This window comes from Hymenobacter cheonanensis (assembly GCF_030581075.1).
GTDB lineage: Bacteria > Bacteroidota > Bacteroidia > Cytophagales > Hymenobacteraceae > Hymenobacter.
The window spans coordinates 1-25049 of sequence record NZ_JAUQSW010000010.1 but is presented as its reverse complement, the minus strand read 5'-3'; the positions used below and the strand labels follow the sequence as shown (position 1 = coordinate 25049).

Genomic DNA, 25049 nt, shown 5'->3' with positions numbered 1-25049 from the left:
TCGGTCAGACCCGCAGGTGCGTGTGCAGGGCTTTAAACTCGGAGGGCGACACCTGGTATTTGCCCTTAAAAGCGGTCGAGAAGTAGGAGGGCGACGAGAAGCCCGTCTGGTAGGCCACATCGGCCACGGTGCTGCCTTCCTGCAGCAGCAGCTGCCGGGCTTTGGTGAGGCGCACGGTCTGGATATATTCGGTGACGCCGGTGCCGAGCAGCGCCTTCACCTTGCGGTAGAGCTGCGTGCGCGACACGCCCAGGCTGTGGGCAATGTCATCGACATTCAGGCCGGGCTGGTCGAGGCGGCCTTCGATAATGGCAGCTAGGTCGGCCAAAAACTTCTGGTCGACCCGCAGCGGCGCCGCACTGGGCGCGCCGCCCGAGAGCTGCCGATGAAAGTGCTCGCGCTGCTGGTCGCGGTTGCGCAGCAGCGTGCGCAGGCTTTCGAGCAAAAAGGTGGGGTTGAACGGTTTGGTAAGGTAGAGGTCGGCGCCGGCCTGCACGCCGGCCACCTGCTGCTCGGGCGCACTTTGGGCCGTGAGCAGCACCAGCGGAATGTGCGAGGTGCGCCAGTCGCCCTTGAGGGCGCTAGCCACCTCCAGGCCGCTAAGCTCGGGCAGGCCCACGTCGCACACAATCACGTCGGGAATGGTGTCGCTGGCCAGGCGCAGGCCCGTAGCGCCATCGGCTGCCGTGCTCACCTGGAAGTAAGGCTGCAGCTTTTGCACCAAAAACTCGCGTACTTCCTCGTTGTCTTCGATAACAAGAGCCGTGGCCTCGGGGCGCGGCGGCGGCGTGGCCGAAATGGGCTGGGCCAGCTCTTCCTCGGGAGCGGCGGCCGCGCTGGCGGGCCGGGCCAGGCCGGTTTCCACCTCTAAAAAAGCAGCGGGCTTTTCGAGCGGCAGGCGCACGTCGAAGGTGCTGCCCTGGCCGGGCTGGCTGCGGAACGAGAGCGTGCCCTGGTGCAACCGCGTGAGCCCTTCGGCCAGGGCCAGGCCTAGCCCCGAGCTATTGGGCGTGGGCTGGCTGCCCTGGTAAAACCACTCCAGAATGTGCGGCTGGTCGGCTTTGGCAATGCCGCGGCCGGTATCTTCGACGCTGACGCACACTTGCTTATCGGCTTTTTCGAGCCGGATGCTCACCGTTATCTGCCCGCCGTCGGGCGTGTACTTGAAGGCGTTGGAGAGGAGGTTGAAAAACACCTTGTCGAGAATCTCGCCGTCAAACCACAGAAAGATAACCGACTCGGCCGCCACAAACCGGAAGGTGATGCCCCGGCGGCGCGCCGTTTTCTCAAATACGTCCATGATTTCGCGCACGAAGCCCACCAGGTCGCCCTCGGTAGCGCGCACGGCCATCTTGCCCACGTCGATTTTGCGAAAATCCATGAGCTGATTCACGAGCTGCAGCAGCCGCTGGGTGTTGCGGCGCACCAGGCTCAGGTCGTGGCGCTGGGGCGGCGTGAGGTCGTCGGCGGGGCTAGTGAGCAAGTCCTCGACCGGCCCCAGAATGAGGGTGAGCGGCGTGCGCAGCTCGTGCGAGAAGTTGGTGAAAAATCGCAGCTTGGCCTCCGAGGTGCGGCGCACTTCCTCGGCGGCGGCGCGGGCCTGCTCGGCCAGGTCGGCAATTTGGTTGCGCTGCTGGCTGATTTCGGCATTCTGCCCCTCCAGCACCCGCCGGATGCGCCGGTTGAGGCGCGACGAGCGCCAGGCCAGCGCTCCCAGCAGCACGGCCCCCAGCAGGCTGGCCAGCAGCAGGTACACCAGCATCTTCTGGTGGTCGTAGCGCACCTGCTGCAGTTGCCAGCGCTGCTGCTGCCGAAAAATATCGCGCTGCTGAGCCACCAGCCGCTCGGTTTGGCTGCGCACGGCCTGCACGTTGGCCGAGTCTACTACCATTGTTACCAAGATGTTATCTTTGGCATACGGCTCGTGGCCCAGAATGCGCAGCGCCGTGCGAATGGCTTCCTCGCCGCCCGGCGAGTACAGCAGCGTGGCTTGCAGGTCGCCGCGGGCCACCAGTTCCAGGCCATTGCCCGGCCCCGGCAGGCCATCAACCCCCACAATGCGGATGCGCCGCTCTAACCCCAGCTGCTGCACCACTTGGTGGGCGGCCCTAGCCATGGGGTCGTTGTGGGCAAAAATGAGCCTGATGCCGGGGTGCTGGCGCAGCAAGGCGGGCAGCTGCGCCAGCACCGGGCCCGGCTGCCACTCGCCCGAAAACTGGGCTGCGATGCGCAGGTTGGGGTAGGCCGCCAGGGCCTGCACAAAGCCCACGTGCCGGTCGGTGGCCGGCGATGAGCCCGGCCGGCCCAGTATTTCGAGCACCTGGCCCCGCTCGTGCAGCTGCTGGGCCACGTAGCGGCCCGCCGTGCGGCCCACTTCGAGGTTGTTGCCGCCCACGTAGGCCGTGTAGTGCTGCGAGGTGGTGCGCCGGTCGAGGATAATGACCGGGATGCCCGAGGCATAGGCCGCATCCACAAGCTCGGTGAGGGGCGTGGCCTGGTTGGGCGAGATAATGAGCAAATCGACCCGCTGCCGGATAAACTCCTGAATGTGGCGCCGCTGCAGCTCGGTATCGTTGCGGGCGTCCAGCATCTGAAACTGCACGTTGGGGTGGAAGCTCAGCTCCTTTTCCATGCCCGCCAGCATGGCCTGGCGCCAGGCATCGCCGGTGGTGCACTGCGAAAAGCCGATGTGGTAGACCGGCGTGCGCGCGGCCGGGGCACAGCTGGCTAGCCCTGCCAGCAGCAAAAAGGCCAGCAGCCGGCAACCCAAACCAGATAGCAGGAGAGTTTTCAACGGGTGGGGATGGAAAGAGCATACGGCTGCCTAGGGAGGCAGCCGCCGGAATGAAGGTAGCTAACTATCATCAAACCAAACGTATTTAATCAGGAGTTTCTGATTTCGGCGTCAAGGTAGATAGAAAAGCACTATTTACTGGCTGCGGTGCGGGGGCGCCCACCAGGCCACCCCGCACCGCAGCCAGTAAATAGTGCCCCCTAGGCAATTGATTGCCAGTTGCCCTGCTTATTTTTGACGAACTTCTGCGGGAGTAGCTTCCCCGGCGTGGGCTGGCCTGTACTAATCGGCTCGCTCGCGTTTTCGCCTCTTTTCCTCCTTCCATGTTCCCACCCGTTTCCCGCTGGTTTGCGGCGCGCCTCTGTATCGTTTGCTGCCTGCTGCTGGCTAGCTGGCCGCTGGCCGCCCAGGCCCCGCCCGACCCCTGGCGCATCAGCGCCGATAAGATTGACCCTAGCCACTACTACGGCGTGACGGTGGCCAACGGCATGCTGGGCATCGTGTCGTCGCCGGTGCCGTTTCAGGTCAAAAACGTGGTGCTGGCCGGCGCCTACGACCAGTACGGCCGAGGCCGGGTCAGCAACTTCCTCAACAGCTTCAACCTGCTGAATATGTACCTGGAAATGGACGGCCACCGCCTGGGCGCCCAGGATGCCAGCAACTTCCGGCAGCAGCTTGATATGCAGGGGGCTAGCCTCACCACTACGTTTGACTACGGCGACAAGGCTACCGTCAGCTACACCTACTACGCCCTGCGCCACCTGCCCTTCACGGTGCTCATGGATGTTAGCATCACGGCCAGGAAGGACCTGGCCCTCACGGCCGCCAGCGTGATGGAAACGCCTGATGCCCTGCGCGATGCGCAGAACTACTACAACGAGATAGACCGGCCCCACGCCACGCTCAGCCTGCTCACTTCGTCGGCTAAAAGCCCGACGGGCAAGCTGACGTTGTGCGCCTCCAACAGCTTTCTGTTTGAGGAGCCGCACGGCCAGGAGCCGCGCATCATTCATGAGATGTGGGACAACAACATGCACCTCATGAAATTCAGCAAGGCGCTGAAGGCCGGCCAGACCTACGCCTATGCCGTGGCGGGCTCCAGCATTACTTCGGCCCACCACCCCGACCCACTCAATGAGGCCGAGCGCCTCACCATCTTTGCCCGCCTCGAAGGCCGCCAGCGCCTGCTCGACTTTCATCGCAAAGCCTGGCAGGACTTGTGGCGCAGCGATATTCAGATAGCCGGCGACGCCCAGGCCCAGCAGGATGTGCACAGTATGCTGTACCACCTCTACAGCTTTTCGCGGGCCGGCACCGATTACTCGCCCTCGCCGATGGGCCTCTCGGGGCTGGGCTACAACGGCCACGTATTCTGGGACAGCGACTTGTGGATGTACCCAGCCCTGCTCGTGCTGCACCCCGAAATCGCGAAGTCGCTGGTCGAGTACCGCTTCAATCGCCTCGACCTGGCCCGGCGCAATGCCTTTGAGCACGGTTATAAAGGCGCCATGTACCCTTGGGAGAGCGCCGATACCGGCGTGGAGGAAACGCCCGTGTGGGCGCTGAGCGGGCCATTTGAGCACCACATTTCGGCCTGCGTAGGGCTAGCGGCCTGGCAGTACTACTGCGTGACGCAGGACAAAGACTGGCTGCGCGAGAAAGGCTGGCCCATTTTGCAGGCCACCGCCGATTTCTGGGCCAGCCGCGTCGAGCGCAACGGCCCCGGCCATTACGACATCAAGAACGTGGTGGCCTCGGATGAGTGGGCCGAAAACGTGGATAACGACGCCTTCACCAATGCCGCCGCCCAGGCCAACCTGCGCGCCGCCGCCGCCGCCGCCCGCCTGCTAGGCCGCCCCGCCAACGCCGACTGGGCCCTAGTGGCTCAAAACATTCCCATCCTCAAAATGCCCGACGGCGTGACCAAGGAGCATGCCACCTACCACGGCGAGGGCATCAAGCAGGGCGATGTGAATTTGCTGGCGTTCCCGCTCGGCACTATCACCGACCCGGCCCAGATTCGCAAGGACTTGGCTTACTACGAAACCCGCGTGCCCAACGAGGGCACGCCGGCCATGACCCAAGCCATCTTCGCGCTGCTCTACGCTAGGCTCGGCGACGGGGCCAAGGCCCAGCACTTCTTCCAGGATGCCTACACACCCAATCTGCTGCCGCCCTTCCGCGTCATCGCCGAAACCAAGGGCGGTACCAACCCTTACTTCGCCACCGGCGCGGGCGGCGTGCTGCAAGCCGTGCTCATGGGCTTCGGCGGGCTCGACATCACCCCGCTAGGCATCGTGCAGCGCAAAACGGCCCTGCCCAGCGGCTGGCAATCGGTGAAGATTACCGGCGTGGGGCCGGGGCGAAAGACTTACTCAGTGGGGCGCCAGGGCCCGTAATTCACTAGGAATCAAGTAAATAAAAGCGCCCGACAGGCTCAGCCTGCCGGGCGCTTTTATTTACTTGATTCCTAGTTGGTATTCAAAATCGAAAACAGCTCATCGAGCTTCGGCGTCAGGATAATATCGGTGCGGCGGTTCAGGGCCTTGTCCTGCGGCGTATCGTTGGCCGCCACGGGCAGGTACTGGCCGCGGCCCGAGGGCGTTATCTGCGTGGGGTCGATGCCCGCCGCAGTGAGCAGGCGCGTGATTTCGGTGGCGCGCAGCACGCTCAGGTCCCAGTTGTCCTTGGCGCCGTTTACCACGCCCTTGATGGGTACGTTGTCGGTGTGGCCTTCTACCAGAATGTTCACGTCCTTGTTGCCCGTCAGCGCATTAGCCAGCTTGATGAGCGCATCCTGGCCAGCCGGGTCCACCTTGGTCGAGCCCGATTTGAAGAGCAGCTGCTCGGAGAGCGACACGTAGACTTTGCCGTTTTTGACGTTCACCTGCAAATCCTGCGAGTTGAAGCCTAGCAGGGCATCGGCCACTTTTTTGCGCAGGGCGTTGGTGGCGGCGTCCTTCTCGTCCAGCACGCGCTGAAGCTCGGCCACGCGGGCGTTTTTGCCGGCCAGGTCCTGCTCGGTAGTGCCCAGCGTCTGGTTGAGCTGGTTTACGCGGTTGTTGCGGGCCAGCAGGTCGGCGCCGAGGGCGGCTTCGTTTTGGTTTTTAGCTTGTTGCAGCGCCATCTTTTCGGCCTGCAGCTGGTCGCGCGACTTGGTAAGGTCGGCATTTTGCTGCTGCAAAGCCGCAATTTCCTTCTGGTTGCAGCCCGGCAGGGCTAGCAGCGCCACGGCCAGCAGCAGGGTAGGGGCAGCGAGGTTTTTCGAAGAATGAGACATTAGCTAACGCACGTAAAGTGGTAAAAACGACCTAGCTTGGGCCAGGACACTCGGGCTAAACGGCCCGGCCAAAGCCCAGGTTGCCCGCCCGCCTGGGCCAGAGCGCGGCGCCGGGGTACTTTTGCGCGCTGCCCTTCTCTTTTATGCGCATACTTCTACTGCTACTTTGTCTGGTGCGGCTGCTGGTCGTGCCCGGCCCTAGCCAGGCCCAGGCGCCGGCCCGCTACTGGGTCAGCTTCCGCGACAAGGCGGGCGTGCAGTTCGACCCCGCTCACTACTTCAGCCCGGCCGCGCAGGCGCGCCGCCAGCGCCAGGGCCTGCCCGCCGCCGACTTTAGCGACCGCCCCGTGCCGCCCGCCTACGTGGCCGCCGTGCAGGCCCGCGTCGATACGCTCACGCTGGTTAGCCGCTGGTTTAATGCCGTGGCCTGCCGCGCCACGCCGGCCCAGGCTGCCGCGCTGCGCCAGCTACCCGTCGTGGCTAGCGTGGTGGCCTGGCCGCTGGCCAGCCGGCTGCGGCCGGCTAGTTACTATAAGACTGAAAAACAAGTGGCCAGCCCAAGTCAAAGCGCCGCTGGCCGCCCCGCCGTGTCGCCGGCCGACTACCTGCTGGCCCGCCAGCAAACCGCCGCCCTCGGGCGCGCCGACCTCAGCCGGGCCGGCCTGCTGGGGCAGGGCGTGCGCATCGCGGTGTTTGATGTAGGCTTTCGGGGGGCCGACTGGCACCCGGCTTTCCGGGCGCTGCGGCGCGAGCGGCGCATCGTGGCCACCTACGATTTTCTGAAAAACCAGCCGGGCGTGTTTCGGGGCGGCTCGCACGGCACCGAGGTGCTGGGCTGCCTGGCCGGCCGCCTGCCCGGCCCCGATACCCTGCACCTGGGCCCGGCGCTGGGCCTGGCCCCGGCCGCCACCTACCTGCTGGCCCGCACCGAGGGGCTAGCCAGCGAGCGCTACAGCGAGGAAGAAGCCTGGCTGCGCGCCGCCGAGTGGGCCGACCAGCAGGGCGCCGACATCATCAGCTCGTCCTTGGCCTATACCGAGCAGCGCTACTTTCCCGAGCAGATGGATGGCCGGCACTCGCTCATCGGGCGGGCGGCCACGCTGGCGGCCCGCAAGGGGATGCTGGTGGTGAGCGCCGCCGGCAACGATGGCGACGACGACTGGGGCCGCATTGGCACGCCCGCCGATGCCGACTCGGTGCTGGCCGTGGGCGGCCTCGACCCGGCCACCGGCCTGCACCTGGCCTTCAGCTCGGTAGGGCCCAGTGCCGACCGCCGCCTCAAGCCCGATGTGTCGGCCTTCGGCATCGTGCTCACGGCCAATGCCTCGGGCGGCTTCGAGCGCGTCGAGGGCACCTCGTTTTCGGCGCCGCTGGTGGCGGGGCTGGCGGCTTGCGCGCAGCAGGCCGGGGGCGGCAAGCTCACGGCCATGGAGCTGTTTCGGCAGGTGCGCGAGGCCGGCGAGCTGTATCCGTATTACGACTATGCCCACGGCTACGGCCGGCCCGAGGCCAGCCGCCTGCTGGCCCGGCGGCTAGGCCCGCCGCCGGCCCCGGAGCCCACGTTCGACTTTGTGGTGCACGACTCGCTGGTGGCCGTGGTGCTGCGGCCCGCCGCTACTGTGCCCGCCGCCCGCCCGCTGCCTCTGGTGGCCGAAACCGACGAGCTGGCCGCCGGCACCACCGACTGGCTCACGCCGCCCACCCCCGAGCGCCCGCCCGGCACGCCCACCGCCCCCGATGTGCGGCCCGTGGGCAAGGAGCACGACGCCCCGCCCGGCCCGGCACCCGCCCTGCCGCCGTACCCCGCCTACCCGGGGCGCCTCTACTGGCACCTGGCCAACGCGCGCGGCGTGCTGCACCGCTACGAGGTGCGCGCCGCCACCCAGCGGCTGGTAGTGCAGGTGCCGCGCCGACTGGCCAAAAACGGCAATGTGCTGCGCGTTTATTATCAAGGCTATACCGGGCAATATGCGGAATAGCGCTAATCGGAAGGTAAAAGTTGAAAGGGAAGAGGTAGAATTGACTCCTTCCATGTATGCTGAAGCAATGACGTTTTTTACCTCTTCACTTTTACCTGTTACCTCCCGTCTGCGCGACCTGGCGCCTGCGTATGTGCTAGCGGGGCTCCTGCTGCTAGCCCTGCTGCTGAGCGCCCCGGCCGCCCGGGCCCAGCAGGTGCTGCTGCAAGCCGACGTGGCCGAGGACACTATTCCGAACCGCACGGGGCCTAACCGGCGCTATTTCGGGCACTTATATGGGGGCTACTCGCTGGCCGCCGGCCCCAGCGCACTAGGGGTGAAGTACGGCTTTGCGGCTTCCGAACTGCAATTGGGCGGCCGGCTCAAGCGGCGGCTGGGGCCCTTCTTTGCGCTCAATACTGACCTGCGCTACGCCTACCTGCGCTACGGCCTCGACCCCGGGGCCAGCCGCCCCGGCCCCTTCGGCACGGGCTTCGACAACCAGTATTTCAGCTACCACCAGGTGCAGGGCGAGGCCAGCCTGCGCCTGAGCCCCTACCTGCGCCGGGGCAACACCGTGGGCCGCTACCTCGACCTGCTGGCCTACGGCGGCTGGGCCTTTGCCACCACCTACGCCACCACCGGCCCCGGGCCCAGCGGCGGCCGGCTCGAAATAGTGGCCCACCAGCCCGACTACCTGGCGCGCTGGCTGGGCGGGGTGGGGGTGCGCCTGGGTAGTAATTCGCTGGCCCTGGTGGGCCGCTACCGCCTCAGCAATGCCCTGCGTGGGCCAGGCCTGCCCGAGCCGCCGCGCTGGCAGCTGGGCATTGAGCTGGGCTGGTTCTGAACCCCCGGCTGCCGCACCTGCGTACAAAGCCCGGCAGCGGACGCTAGGCCATTCGCTGCCGTTTTTTTGCCTGCCTAAACCTCTCTCTGATGAACACCTTTACCTGCAAGCTCGGCTTTCTGGCCGCTATTATTCTCACGGCCAGCTCCTGCGTAAACACCGAGCGCGAAACCGCCACTTCTACTTCAGGCAAAGACCCGCGCACCGAGTTTCGGCCACCCAATGGCCGCGGCGAGCGCGTGGGCGGCGCCACGGTGCTGAACACGGTGCGCACCAGCCACACCTTCTCCAACCCGCAGGCGCCCGACAATTTTATCCTGCAAATGCGCGGCCCCCGCGTGCTCAGCAGCCGGGTGCATTTGTTTGTGATAAACAGCCTGGGCGATACGCTGCGCCACGAGGTGCTGCCCGCCACGGCCCTGCTCGACGACCGCACGCTGCGCAACAACCAGTCGGCCACCGTGCGCGACAAGGAAATCAGCATCCTGCGCGGCATGAATAATTTCTTTAGCCCTAGCCACTTTGTGCAGCCGGCTGTGCCTGCCTCGGCTACCCAGCCCGCCGAGCTAGATGCCCAGGCCTGGGCCAGCCTCCGCAACGACCCCCGCGCCGTGGGGTTCGATTTTCCGGGCTCCGGCGGCGAAACCCGCCTGGCTTATTCGCAAACGCTGAAAAAAGTGCTAGTTATCAATCAATAAACCGGCCTATTGCTTGCTGCAGCTAACGCGTGCCGCGAGTGCCAGCAGCGATATGCATACGGTACCGCTGGCACGGGATAATGGTCCCGTGCCAGCGGCGTTTTATGTGGGCGGGCAGGTGCAGCCCAGCTAGCCTGCCAGCCTACAAGTGGTCGAGGCGCCCGCCATCCACGCGCACCTCGGCGCCCTGCACAAACGCGGCATCGTCCGAGGCCAGGTAAGCCACCATGGCGGCCACGTCTTCGGGCTTGCCCACGTCGCTGGGGTTGATTTTTTCGACGCCCGACTTCACGTTGGGGTTGTTCCAGAGCATGGGCGTGTCGATGGCGCCGGGCAGCACCACGTTGGTACGGATGCCCTTGGGCTTGCCCTCAATCACTGCGGAGCGCGTGAGCGAGAGCACCGCTGCCTTGGCCGCCGCGTAGGGTGCCACCAGCGCCTCGGTGGCAATGGCGTGGATGCTGGCCACGTTCACGATGTTGCCGCCCGGCTTCATGTGCAGAAAGGCCTGCTTGGTGAAGTAAAAGGCTCCTAGCAAATCCACGCTCAGCACGCGCAGCCAGTCTTCGCCATCCAGCTCTTCCAGCGCTTTAAACTGCATCAGGCCAGCGTTGTTGATGATGACATCCAGCCGGCTAAACTTGGCCAGGGTGGCCTGCACGGTGGCAATTACCTGGTTCTCATCGGCCACGTTGCAGATGGTGGGCAGCACCTCGGGCGCGCCGGCCTTCTGCACGTCGGGCGAGGCCTGGTCGAGGTTGGTCTGGTTGATATCGGCCAGCACAATACGGGCGCCTTCTGAGGCCAGCCGCTTGGCAATAGCCAGGCCAATGCCGCTGGCACCACCCGTGATAATCACTACTTTATCTTGAAAACGCATGGGGTAGGAGAGTTGTAGCGCAAGCTGCGCAGGAGTATTTTATTAACCTATTTTAGGCGGGCGGCTTTGCCGCGTCCGCCCGCCACCTGGCCTGGCTAGTGGTTGTCTTGCAGCGGAGCGTTGGCGGCGGCTACGGCGGGCTGGTTTTGGGCGGCTTGCGCATCGGCCTGCTGCTGCCGGGCCCAGGCGTCATTGCTGTCCTGGGGCCGCACGAGCGGCATTTGCAGGCAGGCCGACTGCATGGGCAGCACCTCGCGCCACTGGCTGATGAGCTTTTTGTAGGCCTCGCCCACGGGCCGAATATTGCGGTCTAAGTCATACAGGCCCAGCGGGTTCACAGTGCCGTGGCTTTCGCGCAGCGCGGTGTCCCAGTCTACCTGGTCGGTGAGCGAGTACCAGGTAAAGCCTACAATGGGCACGCCATCGTTGCGCACGCGCAGCACGTTGGCCCACTCCTTCCAGAGCCAGTTCACGGCCTCGTCGCCGTTGGGCCCCTGCCAGAGGTTGGTTTCAGTGTGCATCACGGGCAGCTGGTAGCGGTCGTGGTACTGGGTGGTAATGACGTGGTAGCCAAATATTTCGCCCGAAGCCACGGTGCTGCCATCGGGCCGCACGCGGTGCTCGTTGGTGCGGTAATAATCGTTGCCCATGATGCACTGGTGCTTCAGGTTATTATCCAGAAAGAAGTGGTACTCGGCGCGCGTCATGCCCCCATCCATCAGGTACTCATACATATCCGAGTCCACGCGCCGGCCATAATTCAGGTCCAGCGACAGAAAGCGCTTGGCATTCAGCAGCTCGGCCGGCTTGATGGCGGCCGGGTTAGAGGCGTGAAAATATTCGCTCGACTCGCTCTGGATAAACAGCGCGTCGGGCCGCACCGCCAAGATGGCGTGCATGGCCAGCACGTTAGCCTTCACAATGTATTTCAGGGCCGTTACAAAAGCCTGGTCGCTGGCCAGCTGCTCGTTCCACCATCCGTAGAGGGCCGAAAACTCGGCGCAGATGTACATCTCATTCACCGGCGTGTAGAGTTGCACCCACGGAAAGCGGCGCGCAAAATCGCCGGCGTACTGCGCGAAGAGCGCCGGGAAATCGGGGTTCTGAAAATTGCCCAGCCAGTCGGGCACCCCGAAGTGGCACAAGTCCACGATGGGCATGATGTTGCGCCGCAGCAAATCGTTGAACGTAGCGTCGGCAAAATCCCAGTTGTACTTGCCCGGCCCCATCCAGGTCGTGTGGATGGGCGGCCCGTAGCGCAGGTACTCAATCCCCAGCTCCTGCACCAGCTCAAAATCCTTCTGCCAGAATTTATAATGGCCGCACTTCTCATACTCGTCCTGGCGCACGGTGCCATTTTGGATGGTCGGGTTGCTGTTTTCGATGCCGGTAGCGAAGAGAAATTGGGAAGCAGCCATGAAAAGTGGAATGAAATGGGCGGGAGCGTGAGGTGCAAAACAGGCTAATAAGCAGCCTACGGAAACCAGCTTCGCACGGTGGCTAGTGAGCGCTTTCTTTTTGCGTATGAAGCCTTTATGAAGTATTGGCTTGCCAGTTGAAAGCGCCCGTCAACAAGGAATTAGCTCGGCAGCTGAGCAAGAGTAGAGGTAAAAAATAGCTTATTTTTTTGCCAAGCAGAACCAACTTGGTAAGCAGCGTATACATTTGCAGTGTACTAGTTTAGTAATACACTAAAACGCATACGCATATGGTTCGTATTCGCAACCTGCATTTTGGGTACTCGCGCCGGGTACTGCAACTCGAAAACCTGAGCCTGGACCTGGAGCGTGGCCGCATCTACGGCCTGCTGGGCAAGAACGGCGCGGGCAAATCGACGCTGCTCAAGAACCTGGTGGGGCTAGCCTTCCCGCTCAGCGGCACCTGCGAGGTAGATGGCCACGCGGCGGCCCTGCGCCGGCCCGACACGCTGCAAGACCTGTTTTTCCTGCCCGAAGATGTGCAGGTGCCACCCGTATCGGCCACGCAGCTGGCGGCCAGTACCGGGGGTTTTTACCCGCGCTTCGACGCGGCGGCCTTCCACAACTACCTGGGCGAGCTGGACGTGCCTAGCCTCACGAAGCTCACGGCGCTCAGCTACGGCCAGCAGAAGAAGGTGATGATAGCCTTTGCCCTGGCCACCAACACCGGCCTGCTGGTGCTGGATGAGCCTACCAACGGCCTCGATATTCCGAGCAAGGCGCAGTTTCGCAAGCTCGTGGCGGGGGCACTGGGCGAGGAGCGCTGCGTCGTCATTTCGACCCACCAGGTGCGCGACCTCGACAGCCTGATTGATACCGTGCTGGTGCTGCACGAGCGCCGCATGGTGCTCAACGAAACCATCGATGCCCTAGCCGAAAAGCTGCACTTTGGTATGGTGCCGGCCGGGGCCGCTAGCCCCGGCGTGCTGTACGCCGAGCCTGCGGTGCGGGGCCAGTATGCCATCCGGGCCAATACGGGCGGGGCATTCAGCAAAGTCGATTTGGAGGTGCTTTTCAACGCGCTCACCGGCCGCGAGTCGGCAGTGGCCACTTATCTAACTCAGTTGCAGCATGAACCAGCACTTTGATTTTGCACGCTTTGGCCGCCTGCTGCGCAAGCACACCGCCGAGCACCTGCCCAGCTACCTCATGAGCACGGCCGTGCTGGCGGGCGGCGTACTGGTGGTGCTAGGGGCCCTTACCTACCTCACGCGCCGGCCCCTGGAGCGCGAAATGCAGCTAATCCTGTTCCTGTTTGGGTTGCTGGCCGCGGGCGCGCTGTTCACGTCGTCGGTGTTTGCGGCGCTCGGCACGCCGCGCGGGGCCGCGCCGGCCTTGCTGCTGCCCGCCTCGCACCTCGAAAAATACCTGGTAGCCTGGCTCTGGTCGCTGCCGGTATTTTTAGTAGTATATACGGTTGTCTTTATGCTCGTTAACTCGCTGCTGCTGCAGCTAAGCAGCCAGGGGCGCCCCTACGAGGTATATGACTTTGCGCGCGGTGCGCGGGAGTGGCTCACGCCGCTGCTGAGCTACGCGCTGTTGCACAGCGTGGCGCTGTGCGGGGCCATTTACTTCCGGCGGATGCACATTATCAAGACGGCTTTTCTGGTATTTGGCCTCTTGCTGGGCCTGCTACTGGCCAACCGGCAATTGCTGAAAGTATTACTGCCGGGCAGCTCGCCCATTGCGCCGTTTGGCGATGTGTGGGTGGGCGAGGGCCGCCAGCGGGCCCTGCTAGCCCTGCCCGAGGGGCAGTGGCACCTGGCCCTGACGCTGCTGCCCCTGGCCCTGGCCGGGCTGCTGTGGCTGGCGGCCTACGCCCGCCTTACCGAAAAGCAGATTTAATGCCTCTAGCCCATGGAATTCAACGACAACGAAGCCATCTACCTGCAAATAGCCGGATACGTGGGCGATAATATTCTGCGCCAGCAGTGGCCGCCCGACGGCAAGATTCCGTCGGTGCGCGACCTCGCCGCCGAGCTGCAAGTCAACCCCAATACGGTGATGCGAACCTACGATTTTCTGCAAACCCAGGGCACGGTCTACAACAAGCGCGGCCTCGGTTTTTTTGTGGCCCCCGATGCCGTGCAAACCGTGCTGGCCTACCGCCGCGAGCGGTTTTTGCAGCAAGAGCTACCGGCCTTTTTCAACACAATTTCGCTGCTGGGCATCGGCTTTGCCGAGCTGAGCCAGCGCTACGAGCAGTACCGGGCTGGCGCCCCCGCGCCGCAGCCGCATTCTTCTACTTCGCATGAAAAATAGCAGCAACTACCTGCTGGCAGCCGTGCTGGTGCTGCTAGCCTCGCTCACGGCCTACAACATGGCCCTGCGCGCCGAGTACCGCCGGGGCGACTACAAAAACCCGCTGCGCGGCTACGTAGCCCAGGGCTTCCGCGATTTCACGGAAGTAGTGGTGCCGGCCTCCAACGTGGTGAGCGTCAAGATTGTGCCCGGCCCATTTAGCGTGCGCCTGAACCCTGGCGCTGCCGAGTATGTGCACCTGCGGCAGCAGGGCGGCCGGCTGGTTATTACTGCTGCTTTCCCGAGGTGGCGGCGCTATTTTGGCCCGGCCGAAACCGTACTTATCAGCTGCCCGCGCCTGGCGGCGCTCAGTACCGATGCCGTGTACGAGTCGCAGGGCAAGCCATTGACCACCAATGATTTCAGGGACTACGAAAAAGTGCTGGTGCAGGGCTTTCGGCAGGATAGCCTGGTGCTGCGCCAGGACCACGGCAGCCACATCGAGCTGGCCGACAATGAGTTGGGCATGCTGAGCGCCACGGCTGGCCCTAGCCTCGGCAGCCACGGGCTGTTGCAGTTAAACAGGGGCAACCGCATTGCCGCCGCTAGCCTCGCGCTGGCCCACCAGAGCGAGCTGGTGCTCGACAACGTGCAGATTCCGCAGCTGCACCGCCAGTTCAGCGACAGCGCCAAAGTAACCCTGACGGGCGCCGCGCTGGGCAGCGTGCTGCGCTAGGGTGTACCGAACGTGAAGGCGCGGGCGGCCGTAAGTGCTGGAAGTACGCTTCTATTGCCCGGCTAGCCCGCGCCTATCGCATGTCCAAAAAATCTGTTTCCGAAATTATTATCGACACGCTGCAAGCCGCGGGTGTCAAGCGCGTATTTGGCCTGGTGGGCGACTCGCTCAACGGCATTACCGATGCCATCCGGGCCCGCGAGGGCATCGAGTTTGTGCAGGTGCGGCACGAGGAAGCCGGCGCGTTTGCGGCCGGTGCCGAGGCCTACCTTACCGGTGACCTGGCCGTGTGCGCCGGCTCGTGCGGGCCGGGCAACACGCACCTGCTCAACGGCTTGTTTGACTGCCACCGCTCGCGGGTGCCGGTGCTGGCCATCGCCGCCCAGATTCCGAGCGTGGAAATCGGCAGCAGCTACTTTCAGGAAACCCACCCCGAGCGCATTTTCCGCGAGTGCAGCCACTATTGCGAAGTCATCGCCAGCCCCGACCAGGCCGTGCGCATCGTGGAGGCCGCTATTCAGGCCGCCATTGGCATGCACGGGGTGGGGGTGGTCGTCATTCCCGGCGATGTGGCCCACCTCGAAGCCGAGGCGCCCGCGCCGCGCCTGCCCAGCCTGGGCCACGCCAGCGCCCTTGTACCCGCCGCCACGCAGTTGGCCAAGGCCGCCGAGCTGCTTAACAGCTGCGAGAAGGTGACTATTCTGGCCGGCGTGGGCTGCGCCGGGGCGCACGCCGAGCTGCTGCAAGTAGCCGGCGCCCTGCAAGCGCCCGTGGTGCACGCCCTGCGCGGCAAAGAGTGCGTGGAGCCCAATAATCCCTACGACGTGGGCCTGAGCGGCTTGCTCGGCATGCCCGCCGGCTACCACGCCCTCATGGACGCCGACGCCATTCTGATGCTCGGTACCGACTTTCCGTACCGCCAGTTTTTCCCCGACGATGCCCGCGTGGTGCAGGTCGATACCCGCCCGCTGCACCTGGGCCGCCGCACCCGCGTAGAAGTGGGCCTGCACGGCACCGTGGCCGAAACCGTGCAGCACCTGCTGCCGCTGCTCAAAGCCCGTACTGACGATGCGCACCTCAAAGCCGCCCAGGAGCGCCACCAAGCCGACGACCAGAGCCTGGCCGAGCTGGCCACCGGCGAGGCCGGCGCCGCTAGCCTGCACCCGCAGCAGGTAGCCCGCCTCCTCAACGAGCTGGCCGCGGAAGACGCTATTTTCACCTGCGATGTGGGCACGCCCACCATCTGGGCCGCCCGCTACCTGCGCATGAACGGCCACCGCCGTTTGCTAGGCTCCTTTGTGCACGGCAGCATGGCCAACGCGCTTTCGCAGGGCATTGGGGCAGCGCTGGCCTATCCGGGCCGGCAGGTGGTGGCGATGTGCGGCGATGGCGGCTTCGCCATGCTGCTCAGCGAGTTGCTCGACCTGCACCAGCTGAAGGTGCCGGTGAAGGTTATCGTCTTCAATAACAGCTCCTATGGTTTCGTGGAGCTGGAAATGAAAGCCGCCGGCACCCTCGAATACGGCACCACCCTCGACAACCCCGACTTTGCCCAGCTAGCCGAGGCGGCCGGCATCAAGGGCCTGCGCGTGAGTGACCCCGCCCAACTGGAAAGCGTCCTGCATGAAGCCCTGGCCCACGACGGCCAGGTGGTGGTCAACGCCATCGTCAACCGCGAGGAGCTGAGCATGCCGCCCCACATCGAAGCTGCTCAGGCCAAAGGCTTTAGCCTCTATGCCCTGAAAGCCCTGATGAATGGCCGGGGTAGCGAGCTTATTGACCTCGCCAAAACCAACCTGTTTCGCTAGGCCCGGCGAGCCGGCCGCAGGGCTAGCGCCCGGCGGTGGGCCGGCTTGTGAAGCCCAGGCGCTGCAGGCCGCGCTGCACATCGGCCTGGCCCATAAACAGCCGCCAGGGGAGCCCCGAGCGGTGGTTTTCTATCATCACCACTATTGGCCCCTGGTCGATGGCCAGGTGCGTGCGGGCGTACCAGTGGCGGCTCTCGCTGAAGCCATCGGCAAAGCCGTAGGGGCCCCACAACTGCTTGCCCAGGTCGTAATAGAGGTGCCGCAGCACCTGCATCGACTCGGCGGGCGTGTAGGGGAAAGAAGAGAGCGCCGCGGTGGGCTGAATCACGCCCACGTCCACGCTCGGGCAGTGGGCCAGGTAGCCCTTGTAGCTGTCGCCGGCCGTGAGGCCCCAGCAGGTGGGGCCGTAGCCTTTCCAGTGCTTGGGGTTAGCCACGCAGTAGGCCCGGTTGATGAACGTGTGGTGGCGCGTTTGCTCGGCGTAGTCGATGCCGTGGTCGTCGGTGAGGCCATTAGGGTTGATGCCCAGGTAGGTATACTGTTCAAAAAACAGCGGGCCGCCCTGGTTGTAGGCATCGAGGGGCAGGCGGTAGCCGAAGTACGTTTTGCCATTGCGCCAGTCGCCGCTGCCCACCCAGCAGCTGTCATATACGGCCCGCTGGATGGGATGGGTGGGCGAAGCCGCCGCCATAATGTAGGTAATGAGCGCCTCGTTGTAGCCCTTGATGGGGAAATTCATTTGAAAGCCGTTGTTGGGGCTCCAGTGCCAGTACAGCTTGCTTTGGCCGCCCTGGGTGTGCCAGTTCCAGTCGGCAGCCTCCCACATTTGCTGCACCCGCTTCTGGAAGTAGCGCTCGGCTAGGGTGTTGCCGTTGAAATACGCCCTGGCCGTGAGCAGGCCCATAAGCAGATAGGACGTTTCCACGAGGTCGGCCCCGTCGTCGATGCGGTCGAAGGCGATGGTTTTGCCCGTGGCCCCGTTCATAAAGTGCGGATAGATGCCGTGGTAGCAGTCGGCCTTAATCAGAAAATCTGCGATTTTGGTGAGGCGACGCAGGGCCGCTTCGCGGCTCACCCAGTGGCGGTGCACGGCCACCACTGTAGCCATAATGCCCATGCCGGTGCCCCCAATGGCGCAGGCTTCGGGCCCGAAAGTGGCCGTGCTCAGGTTGGGGCTGTCTTCGGCTTCGTTGATGTAATCCCAGTAGTACTGCGCCCGCACCGTGTTGTCGCGCTCGCGGGCCAGCCCACTCACCGGGTGGGCAAAGTGCCAGAAGTAGCGAAACGTCTGGCGCTGCACAATATCGAGCAGCACCGAGTCAGAAGCCTGGGGCACAATGCCTACCGGAGCAATAAAGTCGGCCGCCGGGGCTAGTGGCCGGGTAGCCCGGCGCGGCTGCGCCCGCGCCGGGCCGCCAAGCAGGCTAGCCGCCGCCAGCAGCCAAAGCAGAGTTTGCATGAGAGGAGGGGTGGGAAGGAAAGGAGCCGTAAGTTCGGCAAAAGAATTGGGCGCGCCAACCCGGCCTGGCCACGCTAGGCGGCCCCTAGCTAGCCGGCCAAAACCGCCGCCAGGCCCGTTTTCTGAACAAAAAGCCCGCTAGCGGGTGTTAGATTTAACCCCGCCTCTCGCCTTGGGGCCGATTTTGCCCGCATGACTACCACCGAAATAAAAGCCCTCATCTCGCTGCTCGACGACCCGGAAATCGCCCCCCAGATTCAGAGCGAAATCCAGAACCTGGGCGAGGCCATTATTCCTTTTTTAGAAGAATCGTGGGAGGAAACCCTCGACCCGCAGCAGCAGCGGCGCCTCGAAGACCTCATTCATAACCTACAGTTTGAGGGCCTGCAGCACCGCCTGCGCGTGTGGCGCGACTCGGGCGGCCAGGATTTGCTGGAGGGCATGTGGCTGCTCAACTCGTACCAGTACCCCGATGCCGACCTGCAGGCCCTGAACCGGGCCATCGAGCAGCTGCGCTTCGAGGCCTGGACGCTATTGCGCCCCGAAATGCACCCCGCCGACCAGGTGCAGGTGCTCAACCACGTTATTTTTCGCAACCACAAGTTCGCGGCCAATACCCAGCACTTTCACTCGCCGGCCAACTCCATGCTGCACCGGGTGCTGGAAACCAAGCGCGGCAACCCGCTGTCGCTCTGCGTTATCTACCTGCTAGTGGCCCAGCGCCTCGATTTGCCGGTGTTCGGCGTGAACCTGCCCAACCTGTTTGTGCTCACCTACCAGCTCTACAAGGATGCGGACGATAAGCCGGTGCTGCCGTTCTACATCAACTGCTACAACCGGGGCGTGGTGCTGTCGAAGGCTGATATTGAGCACTATGTGGGCCAGCTTGGCATCACTTCGCAGGAGAGTTTTTACGAGCCCTGCACCCACCTCGACATCGTGCGCCGCGCAATGCGCAACCTGCAGGTGGGCTTCGAAAAACTACAGGAACCCGCTAAGGCTGAAGAAGTAGCGCAGCTGCTAGCCATCTTGTTGGAACAGGACGAGCCGGGCGAAGGCGAAGAATAAAACCTAACGCCCTAAAAAAAGGCCCGCTGTGCTCTACAGCGGGCCTTTTTTATTAGCTGTTACGCAACCTAGCGCTTGATGAGGCAGCCGGCGGCGCGCTTATCGGCCACGCCGGCGGGGCGGCCAGCCAGCACATTGTCGAGCACCTGCTGCAAATAGTGCTGCTGCACGCCGCTGGCTACCTGCGGGTTATCATCGATAGCGCCGCGGTAGCGCACTGCAAAGCCCGAGCCCGAAGGCTGCAGCACCACGGCCTCGGTGGTTTTGCTCACGCCTAGCGCGGCGCTGGCGGCGCCTTCATCGGTGAAGGTGGCCAGCGAGCCGCCCCCGCCGCCATCGGCCGTGTCGAGGTTGATGGGCACGTTGACGAACATAAACTGCACGCCCCGGCCGCCGTAGGCGCTGCTGAGCGCCGCCAGGCGCTCCTGGTAGAGGCGGGTGTAGGCGCAGGCGGGGTTCATAAACACTACTACTACCGCCTTTTGGCCGTTGTAGGCACTGAGCGAGGTGCTGCCGCCCCCGGTTTTTTGCACCGTAAAATCGCCCACCGTGCCCTGAGCACGGGCAATACCCACCGTGACGGTGGCCAGCAGCAGGGCCGCCGCCAGCAAAATCGGAAGTTTGCGAAAAGACATGAGGCGAGTAGAAAAAGCCAAGGAAAATAAGCCGCGCAAGCCGCGTAGAAAGTACGTGAAAATTAGCAGCAATACGTGAGCACGTAGCCCGCCGCTGGCCGAAGATAACAAATCTGGTGCCGGGAAATTGTGCCGTTTACAGCCAGGCGGGCGGGCAGCGTGCCGGGCACGGGCCAGGCGCCCGCCGGCAGGTCGAGCAGCAGGTTGTCGCGGAAGATGAGCCCGCGCCGGTTTGCCAGCTTATACAAGGTTTCCTTGGCGCTCCAAAGCAGGCTATACAGTTCTTGCTGCGCCTGGAGCCCAGCGCTTTCGGCTAGGGTAATGCTTTCTAAAACAGCGGCTTCCTGCTCATTCAAAAACTTGCGGGCAAGGCGTTGGGCTTTGTCGCGCACCATTTCGATGTCGATGCCTACGGCCGTGCCGGCGGGGGCTAGCAGCGCCACCACCCACTCGCCCGAGTGCGACAGCGATACGGCCGGCCGCGGCCCGGGGCCCAGTAAAAAAGGCCGGCCGGCCTCGTCGTTGCGCAGCGCCGCCAGCGGTGCGCCGGCCGCCGCCAGCAGCTGCTGCACCAGCACCCGGCCCGCCAGCCACTGCGCCTGGCGCGGGCCATCGGCGCGGGCGGGTAGGAGCGGGGCATACTCGGCGGCCTGGGCTAGCTGGGGCCACAGCTCGGCGGGCGTTTCGGTGAGGTGCCAGCGGCCTAGCAGTGGGCCGCCGGCCAGGGGCGTAAGAGAATGAAGCGGCATAAACAGGTAGCGGCAAAGGTCGGGCAGAAGGTAACACAAGCTTCCGCTTGCGCAGTAGTTTCATGGCGCCCAAGCGAAAGCTTATGCTACTTTCCGCCCGACCTTTGCCGCTCTTATGCTTGCTACTACGCCCCCACTTCGCCCCACCGCCACCCGCATCGGCACCCTGGCCGGGCACCAGGATGCCGTGTACGCGCTGGCCGGGCGGCCCGGCGCCGACCAGGTGTTCTCGGGCAGCGCCGATGGCATGGTGGTGGCCTGGAACAGCGCCCAGCCCGAAGCCGACGGCGAGCTGCTGGCCAGGGTCGAGAACTCGGTATATGCCCTGCTGGAGCTGCCCGCGCGCGGCCTGCTATTGCTGGGACATAATTTTCAGGGGGTGCAAGCCCTTGATTTGCAAAGTAAAACGCTGGCCTACGCCACGGCCCTGCCGCCGGTCGCCATCTTTGAGATGGTGTATTCTGAAAGCCGCCAGCGGCTGTACTGCGCCCTCGGCGATGGCACGCTGGCCGTGCTGCGCGGCGATGACTTTCGGCTCGAAAACCTACTGCGTCTCAGCGATAAGAGCCTGCGCTGCCTGGCCCTGCACGAGGCGCGGGGCGAGCTGGCCGTGGGCAGCTCCGACTGGAAAACCTACGTGCTCGACCTCGACTCGCTGGCTATCAAAACTTCGCTGACGGAAGCCACCAATTCCGTTTTCACGCTCGCTTACTCGCCTGATGGCCAGCACCTGCTGGCCGCCGGCCGCGATGCCCACCTGCGCCGCTACCTGGCCACCGATGGCTACCCCCTGGCCGATAGCGTGGTGGCCCACATGTACGCCATCAACCACCTGGCCTTCAGCGGTGATGGGCGCTACCTGGCCAGCTGCTCTTTGGATAAAAGTATCAAGCTCTGGGACCCGGCCAGCCTGGCGCTGCTGCGGGTGCTCGATAGGGCGCGGGCGGCCGGCCACGGCACGTCGGTCAATAAGCTGGTTTGGCCGGGCGACCAGCACCGGTTAGTTTCGTGTAGCGATGACCGCAGCCTGGCGGTGTGGGAAATTGCCGCGCCCAGCCAATAGCTTGCGCCCGGCGAGCGTTGGCCGGGCATACCCTAATTTTACTACCTACCCGGCCGCTAGCGCATAGCTAGGGGCTAACAGCTTCAAATAATGAAAATTACCGCCCTCGATATTCGGCAGAAGACGTTTGAAAAGTCCTTTCGGGGCGTGGACAAAGACGAGGTGCAGGCCTTCCTCAACACGGTGTCGCAGCAGTGGGAGCGGCTGGGCGACGAAAACCGCGAGCTGCGCCTCAAGCTGGAGCACGCCCTGCACGACGTGCAAAAGATGCGCGAGGTAGAGTCGTCGCTCTACCGCACCCTCAAAACGGCCGAAGACACCGGCAACTCCATCACCGAGCAGGCCCAGCGCGATGCCGACCTGCGCCGCCGCGAGGCCCAGCTGCTGGCCGAGCAAACGCTTTCCGAAGCCCGCCAGCGTGCCCGCACCATTGTGGAAGAGGCCTACCAAACGGCCGAAAAAACCGTGGCCGACATGCAGAAGGAAGTAACCGGCCTCGGCCAGGAGTGCCAGCGCCTGGAGCAGCAGCTCGATACGCTGGTGCGCGACCTGCACCACCTGGCCTCCGACGCCCTCGAAAAAGTGGAGCGCGCCCGCGCCCGTCCCAAAAATGCCCCGGCGGCCATCCTTTCGCGGGCGGCCAGCGTACAGGTAAAACGGCCGGCCGAAACGCCGGCTCCCGAACCTAGCCCCGCCCCCGCTATGCACGTTTCCACTGCTCCTTCGCGCTCCTCGGCTGCCGCCGTGGCCCCGACCCCTGCCGCTGCTTTTGCGCCCGCTGCGGCGGGCCGCCCGGCTGCGGCCGCTAGCCCCACGGCCGCGCCCAGCGGCTACAACCCCAAGCCCGGCCAGCAGCCCGACCCCGGCCAGGCGCCCACGCCCGACATCGAGCGCCCCCAGTCGCCGCCCGAAAACCCCGGCATCGCGCCGGCTCCGCACATCGACCAGCCCGGCCCCGAAACCGTGCCCCAGCCGCCCGCGCCCTACGTAGAGCCTAGCCGGCCCGAGATTCAGCCCATCGGCCCTGGCCGGCCCGAAATTCAGCAGCCCGAGCCCATGACCCACCCCGGCATGGCCGCTAGCCCGGCCCAGGCCGGGCCAATGGGAGAGAAGTCGTTTTTTGACGAAATCTAGCCCGCGGATTTATCGGATTCTCCGGATTAGTCGGATTTTGAAGCCGTAAGCGAGGGCTGCCCACTGGGCAGCCCTTTCTTTTTGTGGTGGGGCTAGCAGATGATTAGTAGCGGCGAGCGGCTGGGGCGGTGGCCGCCGTTACTTTTGCACCCTGCCGCGGCCGGGAAGCATCCTCGAAATCCGAGTAATCCGACGAATCCGATAAATCCGCGGTTCAGACAACTGACGACATGGGCCAGATTGCACTTGAAGGGTTGGAGTTTTTTGCCTTCCACGGCTACTATGATGAGGAGCAGAAAATCGGGAATAAGTACGGCGTCGACCTGCACCTCAAAACCGACCTGCACGCCGCCGGGGCTTCTGATAAGCTGGCCGCCACTGTCAACTACGAAGTGCTCTACCGCGTGACACTCGAAGAAATGCAGCGCCCGGCCCGGCTGCTGGAACACCTGGCGCACCGCATCCTCGACCGCCTGATGCAGGAGTTTCCGCAGGTGCGGCGCGCCCAGGTGAGCGTATCGAAATTCAACCCGCCGCTGGGCGGCATCTGCCACCGGGCGCGGGTTACGCTGGTGCGCAAGCGCCGGGCCGGGCAAGCCGGCGCAACCGAACCGGCATAGCGATAGGGGAGCAGATGCACCCCGGCGTCTCAGGGGTGAGCAACTGCCTGGCGCCGCCGATGGGCTACCCCAATGCGGCGCGGGTTATAGACCAAGAGGGAGCAACAAGCTGCGGCTGAAAAAAATAATCCGGCTGATTACTAACTTGTTGCCTGATTATACGATTTATTTCGTACATTGTTTTTGCAACTACGAAGTCTCTCGTATAACCTTTGGTCTACGAACTATTTCGTACGAAACTTTTTGCCCGCCAGCCATGCCCAAAGCGCCCCCCAAACCTACCGATTCGGAACTTGAGATTTTGCAGGTGCTGTGGCAGCACGGCCCGGCCACGGTGCGCACCGTAAACGAGGCGCTGAGCCAGCGCCGCGAGGTGGGCTACACTACCACCCTGAAAATCATGCAGCTGATGCTGGAAAAAGGCCTGGTGAGCCGCGACGACGAAGGCCGCAGCCACGTGTACCGGGCCGCCGTGCGCGAGCACGATACCCAGGGGCTGCTGCTGGATAAGTTTGTGGCGGCCACCTTCGGCGGCTCGGCCCTGAAGCTGGTAATGCAGGCCTTGGGCAACCGCAAGACTTCGGCCGACGAGCTGGCCCAGATTCGCCGCCTGCTCAATGACATTGAGATTCAGAACGCTAACCCTTCAACTCCCGCTTCCGATGACCACGCTCCCGCTGCTTAGAGAAGTATTGTCGCCCGCGCTGGTGCGGGCCCTGGGCTACGCGCTGCTGCATTCGGTGTGGCAGGGTGGGGTACTGGCCCTGCTGCTGGCCGGCGTGCTGCCGCTGCTGCGTCGCCGGCGCGCCGAGGTGCGCTACGCCGCCTCGGCCGGCGCGCTGGCCAGCCTGGTGCTGGTGGTGGGGCTCACGTTTGGCTTTTACTACCAAAGCGCCCCGCAGCCGGCGCCCGCCGTGGGGGCTGGCCCCGTAGCAGCGGCCTTCGCCGCGCCGGCTAGCCCGGCCACGGCGGGCGCCGCCGCAGCTGTTGAGGCTACGGCGCCCACCGTTTCGCTGGCTTGGCTGCGCGCCAACGCTGTGCAGCTCGAAGCCTACCTGCCGCTGGTGGTGGTGGCGTGGCTGCTGGGCCTGGTACTGATGAGCGGCCGCCTGGCCGGGGGCCTGCTCTACGCCAGCCGGCTGCGCCGGGCCGGTACCCAGGCCCTGGGCGCCGAGTGGCAGCAGCGGCTGGCTAGCCTGGCCCGCCGCGCCGGGGTGCGCCGGCCGGTAGCCTTGCTGGAGTCGGCGCGGGTGGCGGGGCCGGTGGTGCTGGGGCATTTGCGCCCGGTAATCTTGCTGCCGCTAGGGGCGGTGGCGGGCCTGAGCCCGGCGTTGCTCGAAGCGCTGCTGGCCCACGAGCTAGCCCACATTGTGCGCCGCGATTACCTGCTGAATTTGGGTTTGGCCGTGGCCGAGGTGCTGTTTTTCTACCACCCGGCCGTGTGGTTTATGGCCAACTGCCTGCGCGCCGAGCGCGAAAACTGCTGCGACGACCAAGCCGCGGCCCTCTGCGGCGGCGATGGCCTGCGCGTGGCCCGCGCCCTGGCGGCCCTGGCCGAGCTGGAAGCCGCCGCCGCTACCGCGCCGCGCCTGGCGCTGGCC

General features: G+C 64.5%; 22 protein-coding genes. 15 read left to right on the top strand and 7 right to left on the bottom strand.

Annotated elements, in window-relative coordinates:
- Positions 1-4 precede the first annotated feature (4 nt).
- A complete protein-coding gene (locus Q5H89_RS17580) occupies positions 5-2794 on the bottom strand; it encodes a substrate-binding domain-containing protein (protein ID WP_305020653.1) in 2790 nt (929 codons plus the stop codon).
- A gap of 323 nt (positions 2795-3117) precedes the next feature.
- On the opposite strand from Q5H89_RS17580, the gene Q5H89_RS17575 reads away from it, so the two are divergent.
- Positions 3118-5193 (top strand): glycoside hydrolase family 65 protein, encoded by a 2076-nt coding sequence (locus tag Q5H89_RS17575; RefSeq protein ID WP_305020652.1) that lies wholly within the window; start codon positions 3118-3120, stop codon positions 5191-5193.
- A 71-nt stretch (positions 5194-5264) separates the two neighbouring features.
- Here Q5H89_RS17575 and Q5H89_RS17570 read toward each other — a convergent pair whose 3' ends face one another.
- Positions 5265-6074: an OmpA family protein gene (locus Q5H89_RS17570; protein WP_305020651.1), complete on the bottom strand. Its 810-nt coding sequence runs from the start codon at positions 6072-6074 to the stop codon at positions 5265-5267.
- A gap of 143 nt (positions 6075-6217) precedes the next feature.
- Between Q5H89_RS17570 and Q5H89_RS17565 the strand changes: the two genes are divergently transcribed.
- The 3 genes from Q5H89_RS17565 to Q5H89_RS17555 all read left to right on the top strand — a co-directional run bounded on the left by Q5H89_RS17565 (position 6218) and on the right by Q5H89_RS17555 (position 9577).
- Complete coding sequence (locus tag Q5H89_RS17565) at positions 6218-8053, top strand: S8 family serine peptidase (protein ID WP_305020650.1); 1836 nt, start codon at positions 6218-6220, stop codon at positions 8051-8053.
- Positions 8054-8120: 67 nt separating this feature from the next.
- Positions 8121-8879, top strand: coding sequence for a hypothetical protein (locus tag Q5H89_RS17560; protein WP_305020649.1), 759 nt, complete (start codon positions 8121-8123; stop codon positions 8877-8879).
- 89 nt (positions 8880-8968) lie between these two features.
- On the top strand, positions 8969-9577 hold the full coding sequence (locus Q5H89_RS17555) for a hypothetical protein (RefSeq protein ID WP_305020648.1): 609 nt from the start codon (positions 8969-8971) through the stop codon (positions 9575-9577).
- Positions 9578-9719: 142 nt separating this feature from the next.
- Here Q5H89_RS17555 and Q5H89_RS17550 read toward each other — a convergent pair whose 3' ends face one another.
- Both Q5H89_RS17550 and Q5H89_RS17545 read right to left on the bottom strand, forming a co-directional pair.
- A complete protein-coding gene (locus Q5H89_RS17550; protein WP_305020647.1) occupies positions 9720-10457 on the bottom strand; it encodes an SDR family NAD(P)-dependent oxidoreductase in 738 nt (245 codons plus the stop codon).
- Between the two features lie 95 nt (positions 10458-10552).
- On the bottom strand, positions 10553-11875 hold the full coding sequence (locus Q5H89_RS17545; protein ID WP_305020646.1) for a family 1 glycosylhydrolase: 1323 nt from the start codon (positions 11873-11875) through the stop codon (positions 10553-10555).
- A 290-nt stretch (positions 11876-12165) separates the two neighbouring features.
- Between Q5H89_RS17545 and Q5H89_RS17540 the strand changes: the two genes are divergently transcribed.
- The 5 genes from Q5H89_RS17540 to poxB all read left to right on the top strand — a co-directional run bounded on the left by Q5H89_RS17540 (position 12166) and on the right by poxB (position 16720).
- Entirely contained in the window at positions 12166-13023 is an 858-nt protein-coding gene (locus Q5H89_RS17540; RefSeq protein ID WP_305020645.1) for an ABC transporter ATP-binding protein, read from the top strand.
- Positions 13007-13780, top strand: coding sequence for a hypothetical protein (locus Q5H89_RS17535; RefSeq protein ID WP_305020644.1), 774 nt, complete (start codon positions 13007-13009; stop codon positions 13778-13780). The genes Q5H89_RS17540 and Q5H89_RS17535 overlap by 17 nt, the downstream gene beginning before the upstream one ends.
- Positions 13781-13792: 12 nt before the next feature.
- Entirely contained in the window at positions 13793-14197 is a 405-nt protein-coding gene (locus Q5H89_RS17530; RefSeq protein WP_305020643.1) for a GntR family transcriptional regulator, read from the top strand.
- Positions 14187-14912 carry a hypothetical protein gene (locus tag Q5H89_RS17525; RefSeq protein WP_305020642.1) on the top strand — a complete coding sequence of 242 codons (726 nt, stop codon included), beginning with the start codon at positions 14187-14189 and terminating at the stop codon, positions 14910-14912. Before Q5H89_RS17530 ends, Q5H89_RS17525 begins: the two co-directional genes overlap by 11 nt.
- 80 nt (positions 14913-14992) lie before the next feature.
- A complete protein-coding gene (gene poxB / locus Q5H89_RS17520) occupies positions 14993-16720 on the top strand; it encodes a ubiquinone-dependent pyruvate dehydrogenase (RefSeq protein WP_305020641.1) in 1728 nt (575 codons plus the stop codon).
- Between the two features lie 22 nt (positions 16721-16742).
- Here the strand turns inward: poxB and Q5H89_RS17515 are convergent, their stop codons facing one another.
- Positions 16743-18179 (bottom strand): glucoamylase family protein, encoded by a 1437-nt coding sequence (locus tag Q5H89_RS17515; RefSeq protein ID WP_305020640.1) that lies wholly within the window; start codon positions 18177-18179, stop codon positions 16743-16745.
- A 192-nt stretch (positions 18180-18371) separates the two neighbouring features.
- Between Q5H89_RS17515 and Q5H89_RS17510 the strand changes: the two genes are divergently transcribed.
- On the top strand, positions 18372-19247 hold the full coding sequence (locus tag Q5H89_RS17510; protein WP_305020639.1) for a transglutaminase-like domain-containing protein: 876 nt from the start codon (positions 18372-18374) through the stop codon (positions 19245-19247).
- A 68-nt stretch (positions 19248-19315) separates the two neighbouring features.
- Here the strand turns inward: Q5H89_RS17510 and Q5H89_RS17505 are convergent, their stop codons facing one another.
- Together Q5H89_RS17505 and Q5H89_RS17500 are read right to left on the bottom strand one after the other, a co-directional pair.
- Positions 19316-19882, bottom strand: coding sequence for a redoxin domain-containing protein (locus Q5H89_RS17505; protein ID WP_305020638.1), 567 nt, complete (start codon positions 19880-19882; stop codon positions 19316-19318).
- A gap of 62 nt (positions 19883-19944) precedes the next feature.
- The gene (locus Q5H89_RS17500) at positions 19945-20631 is read right to left on the bottom strand and encodes a 4'-phosphopantetheinyl transferase family protein (protein WP_305020637.1); all 687 of its coding nucleotides are present in this window, start codon (positions 20629-20631) and stop codon (positions 19945-19947) included.
- 115 nt (positions 20632-20746) lie between these two features.
- On the opposite strand from Q5H89_RS17500, the gene Q5H89_RS17495 reads away from it, so the two are divergent.
- From Q5H89_RS17495 to Q5H89_RS17475, 5 genes are all read left to right on the top strand, one after another.
- The gene (locus Q5H89_RS17495; protein ID WP_305020636.1) at positions 20747-21694 is read left to right on the top strand and encodes a WD40 repeat domain-containing protein; all 948 of its coding nucleotides are present in this window, start codon (positions 20747-20749) and stop codon (positions 21692-21694) included.
- Positions 21695-21784: 90 nt separating this feature from the next.
- Entirely contained in the window at positions 21785-22828 is a 1044-nt protein-coding gene (locus Q5H89_RS17490) for a DivIVA domain-containing protein (RefSeq protein WP_305020635.1), read from the top strand.
- A gap of 230 nt (positions 22829-23058) precedes the next feature.
- Positions 23059-23448 carry a dihydroneopterin aldolase gene (folB, locus tag Q5H89_RS17485; RefSeq protein ID WP_305020634.1) on the top strand — a complete coding sequence of 130 codons (390 nt, stop codon included), beginning with the start codon at positions 23059-23061 and terminating at the stop codon, positions 23446-23448.
- A 256-nt stretch (positions 23449-23704) separates the two neighbouring features.
- Positions 23705-24133 carry a BlaI/MecI/CopY family transcriptional regulator gene (locus Q5H89_RS17480; protein WP_305020633.1) on the top strand — a complete coding sequence of 143 codons (429 nt, stop codon included), beginning with the start codon at positions 23705-23707 and terminating at the stop codon, positions 24131-24133.
- A partial coding sequence (locus Q5H89_RS17475; protein WP_305020632.1) for a M56 family metallopeptidase occupies positions 24111-25049 on the top strand: 939 nt, incomplete at its 3' end. The genes Q5H89_RS17480 and Q5H89_RS17475, both read left to right, overlap by 23 nt.

What these genes read in the sequence shown, in the direction of transcription:
- Q5H89_RS17515 (WP_305020640.1), bottom strand. Translation starts at nt 18,179, where the DNA reads ATGCAAACTCTGCTTTGGCTGCTGGCGGCGGCTAGCCTGCTTGGCGGC.
- Q5H89_RS17560 (WP_305020649.1), top strand. Translation starts at nt 8,121, where the DNA reads ATGACGTTTTTTACCTCTTCACTTTTACCTGTTACCTCCCGTCTGCGC.
- Q5H89_RS17510 (WP_305020639.1), top strand. Translation starts at nt 18,372, where the DNA reads ATGACTACCACCGAAATAAAAGCCCTCATCTCGCTGCTCGACGACCCG.
- Q5H89_RS17570 (WP_305020651.1), bottom strand. Translation starts at nt 6,074, where the DNA reads ATGTCTCATTCTTCGAAAAACCTCGCTGCCCCTACCCTGCTGCTGGCC.
- Q5H89_RS17500 (WP_305020637.1), bottom strand. Translation starts at nt 20,631, where the DNA reads ATGCCGCTTCATTCTCTTACGCCCCTGGCCGGCGGCCCACTGCTAGGC.
- Q5H89_RS17555 (WP_305020648.1), top strand. Translation starts at nt 8,969, where the DNA reads ATGAACACCTTTACCTGCAAGCTCGGCTTTCTGGCCGCTATTATTCTC.
- Q5H89_RS17540 (WP_305020645.1), top strand. Translation starts at nt 12,166, where the DNA reads ATGGTTCGTATTCGCAACCTGCATTTTGGGTACTCGCGCCGGGTACTG.
- Q5H89_RS17575 (WP_305020652.1), top strand. Translation starts at nt 3,118, where the DNA reads ATGTTCCCACCCGTTTCCCGCTGGTTTGCGGCGCGCCTCTGTATCGTT.
- Q5H89_RS17480 (WP_305020633.1), top strand. Translation starts at nt 23,705, where the DNA reads ATGCCCAAAGCGCCCCCCAAACCTACCGATTCGGAACTTGAGATTTTG.
- Q5H89_RS17535 (WP_305020644.1), top strand. Translation starts at nt 13,007, where the DNA reads ATGAACCAGCACTTTGATTTTGCACGCTTTGGCCGCCTGCTGCGCAAG.
- folB (WP_305020634.1), top strand. Translation starts at nt 23,059, where the DNA reads ATGGGCCAGATTGCACTTGAAGGGTTGGAGTTTTTTGCCTTCCACGGC.
- Q5H89_RS17505 (WP_305020638.1), bottom strand. Translation starts at nt 19,882, where the DNA reads ATGTCTTTTCGCAAACTTCCGATTTTGCTGGCGGCGGCCCTGCTGCTG.
- Q5H89_RS17545 (WP_305020646.1), bottom strand. Translation starts at nt 11,875, where the DNA reads ATGGCTGCTTCCCAATTTCTCTTCGCTACCGGCATCGAAAACAGCAAC.
- poxB (WP_305020641.1), top strand. Translation starts at nt 14,993, where the DNA reads ATGTCCAAAAAATCTGTTTCCGAAATTATTATCGACACGCTGCAAGCC.
- Q5H89_RS17490 (WP_305020635.1), top strand. Translation starts at nt 21,785, where the DNA reads ATGAAAATTACCGCCCTCGATATTCGGCAGAAGACGTTTGAAAAGTCC.
- Q5H89_RS17525 (WP_305020642.1), top strand. Translation starts at nt 14,187, where the DNA reads ATGAAAAATAGCAGCAACTACCTGCTGGCAGCCGTGCTGGTGCTGCTA.
- Q5H89_RS17530 (WP_305020643.1), top strand. Translation starts at nt 13,793, where the DNA reads ATGGAATTCAACGACAACGAAGCCATCTACCTGCAAATAGCCGGATAC.
- Q5H89_RS17550 (WP_305020647.1), bottom strand. Translation starts at nt 10,457, where the DNA reads ATGCGTTTTCAAGATAAAGTAGTGATTATCACGGGTGGTGCCAGCGGC.
- Q5H89_RS17495 (WP_305020636.1), top strand. Translation starts at nt 20,747, where the DNA reads ATGCTTGCTACTACGCCCCCACTTCGCCCCACCGCCACCCGCATCGGC.
- Q5H89_RS17565 (WP_305020650.1), top strand. Translation starts at nt 6,218, where the DNA reads ATGCGCATACTTCTACTGCTACTTTGTCTGGTGCGGCTGCTGGTCGTG.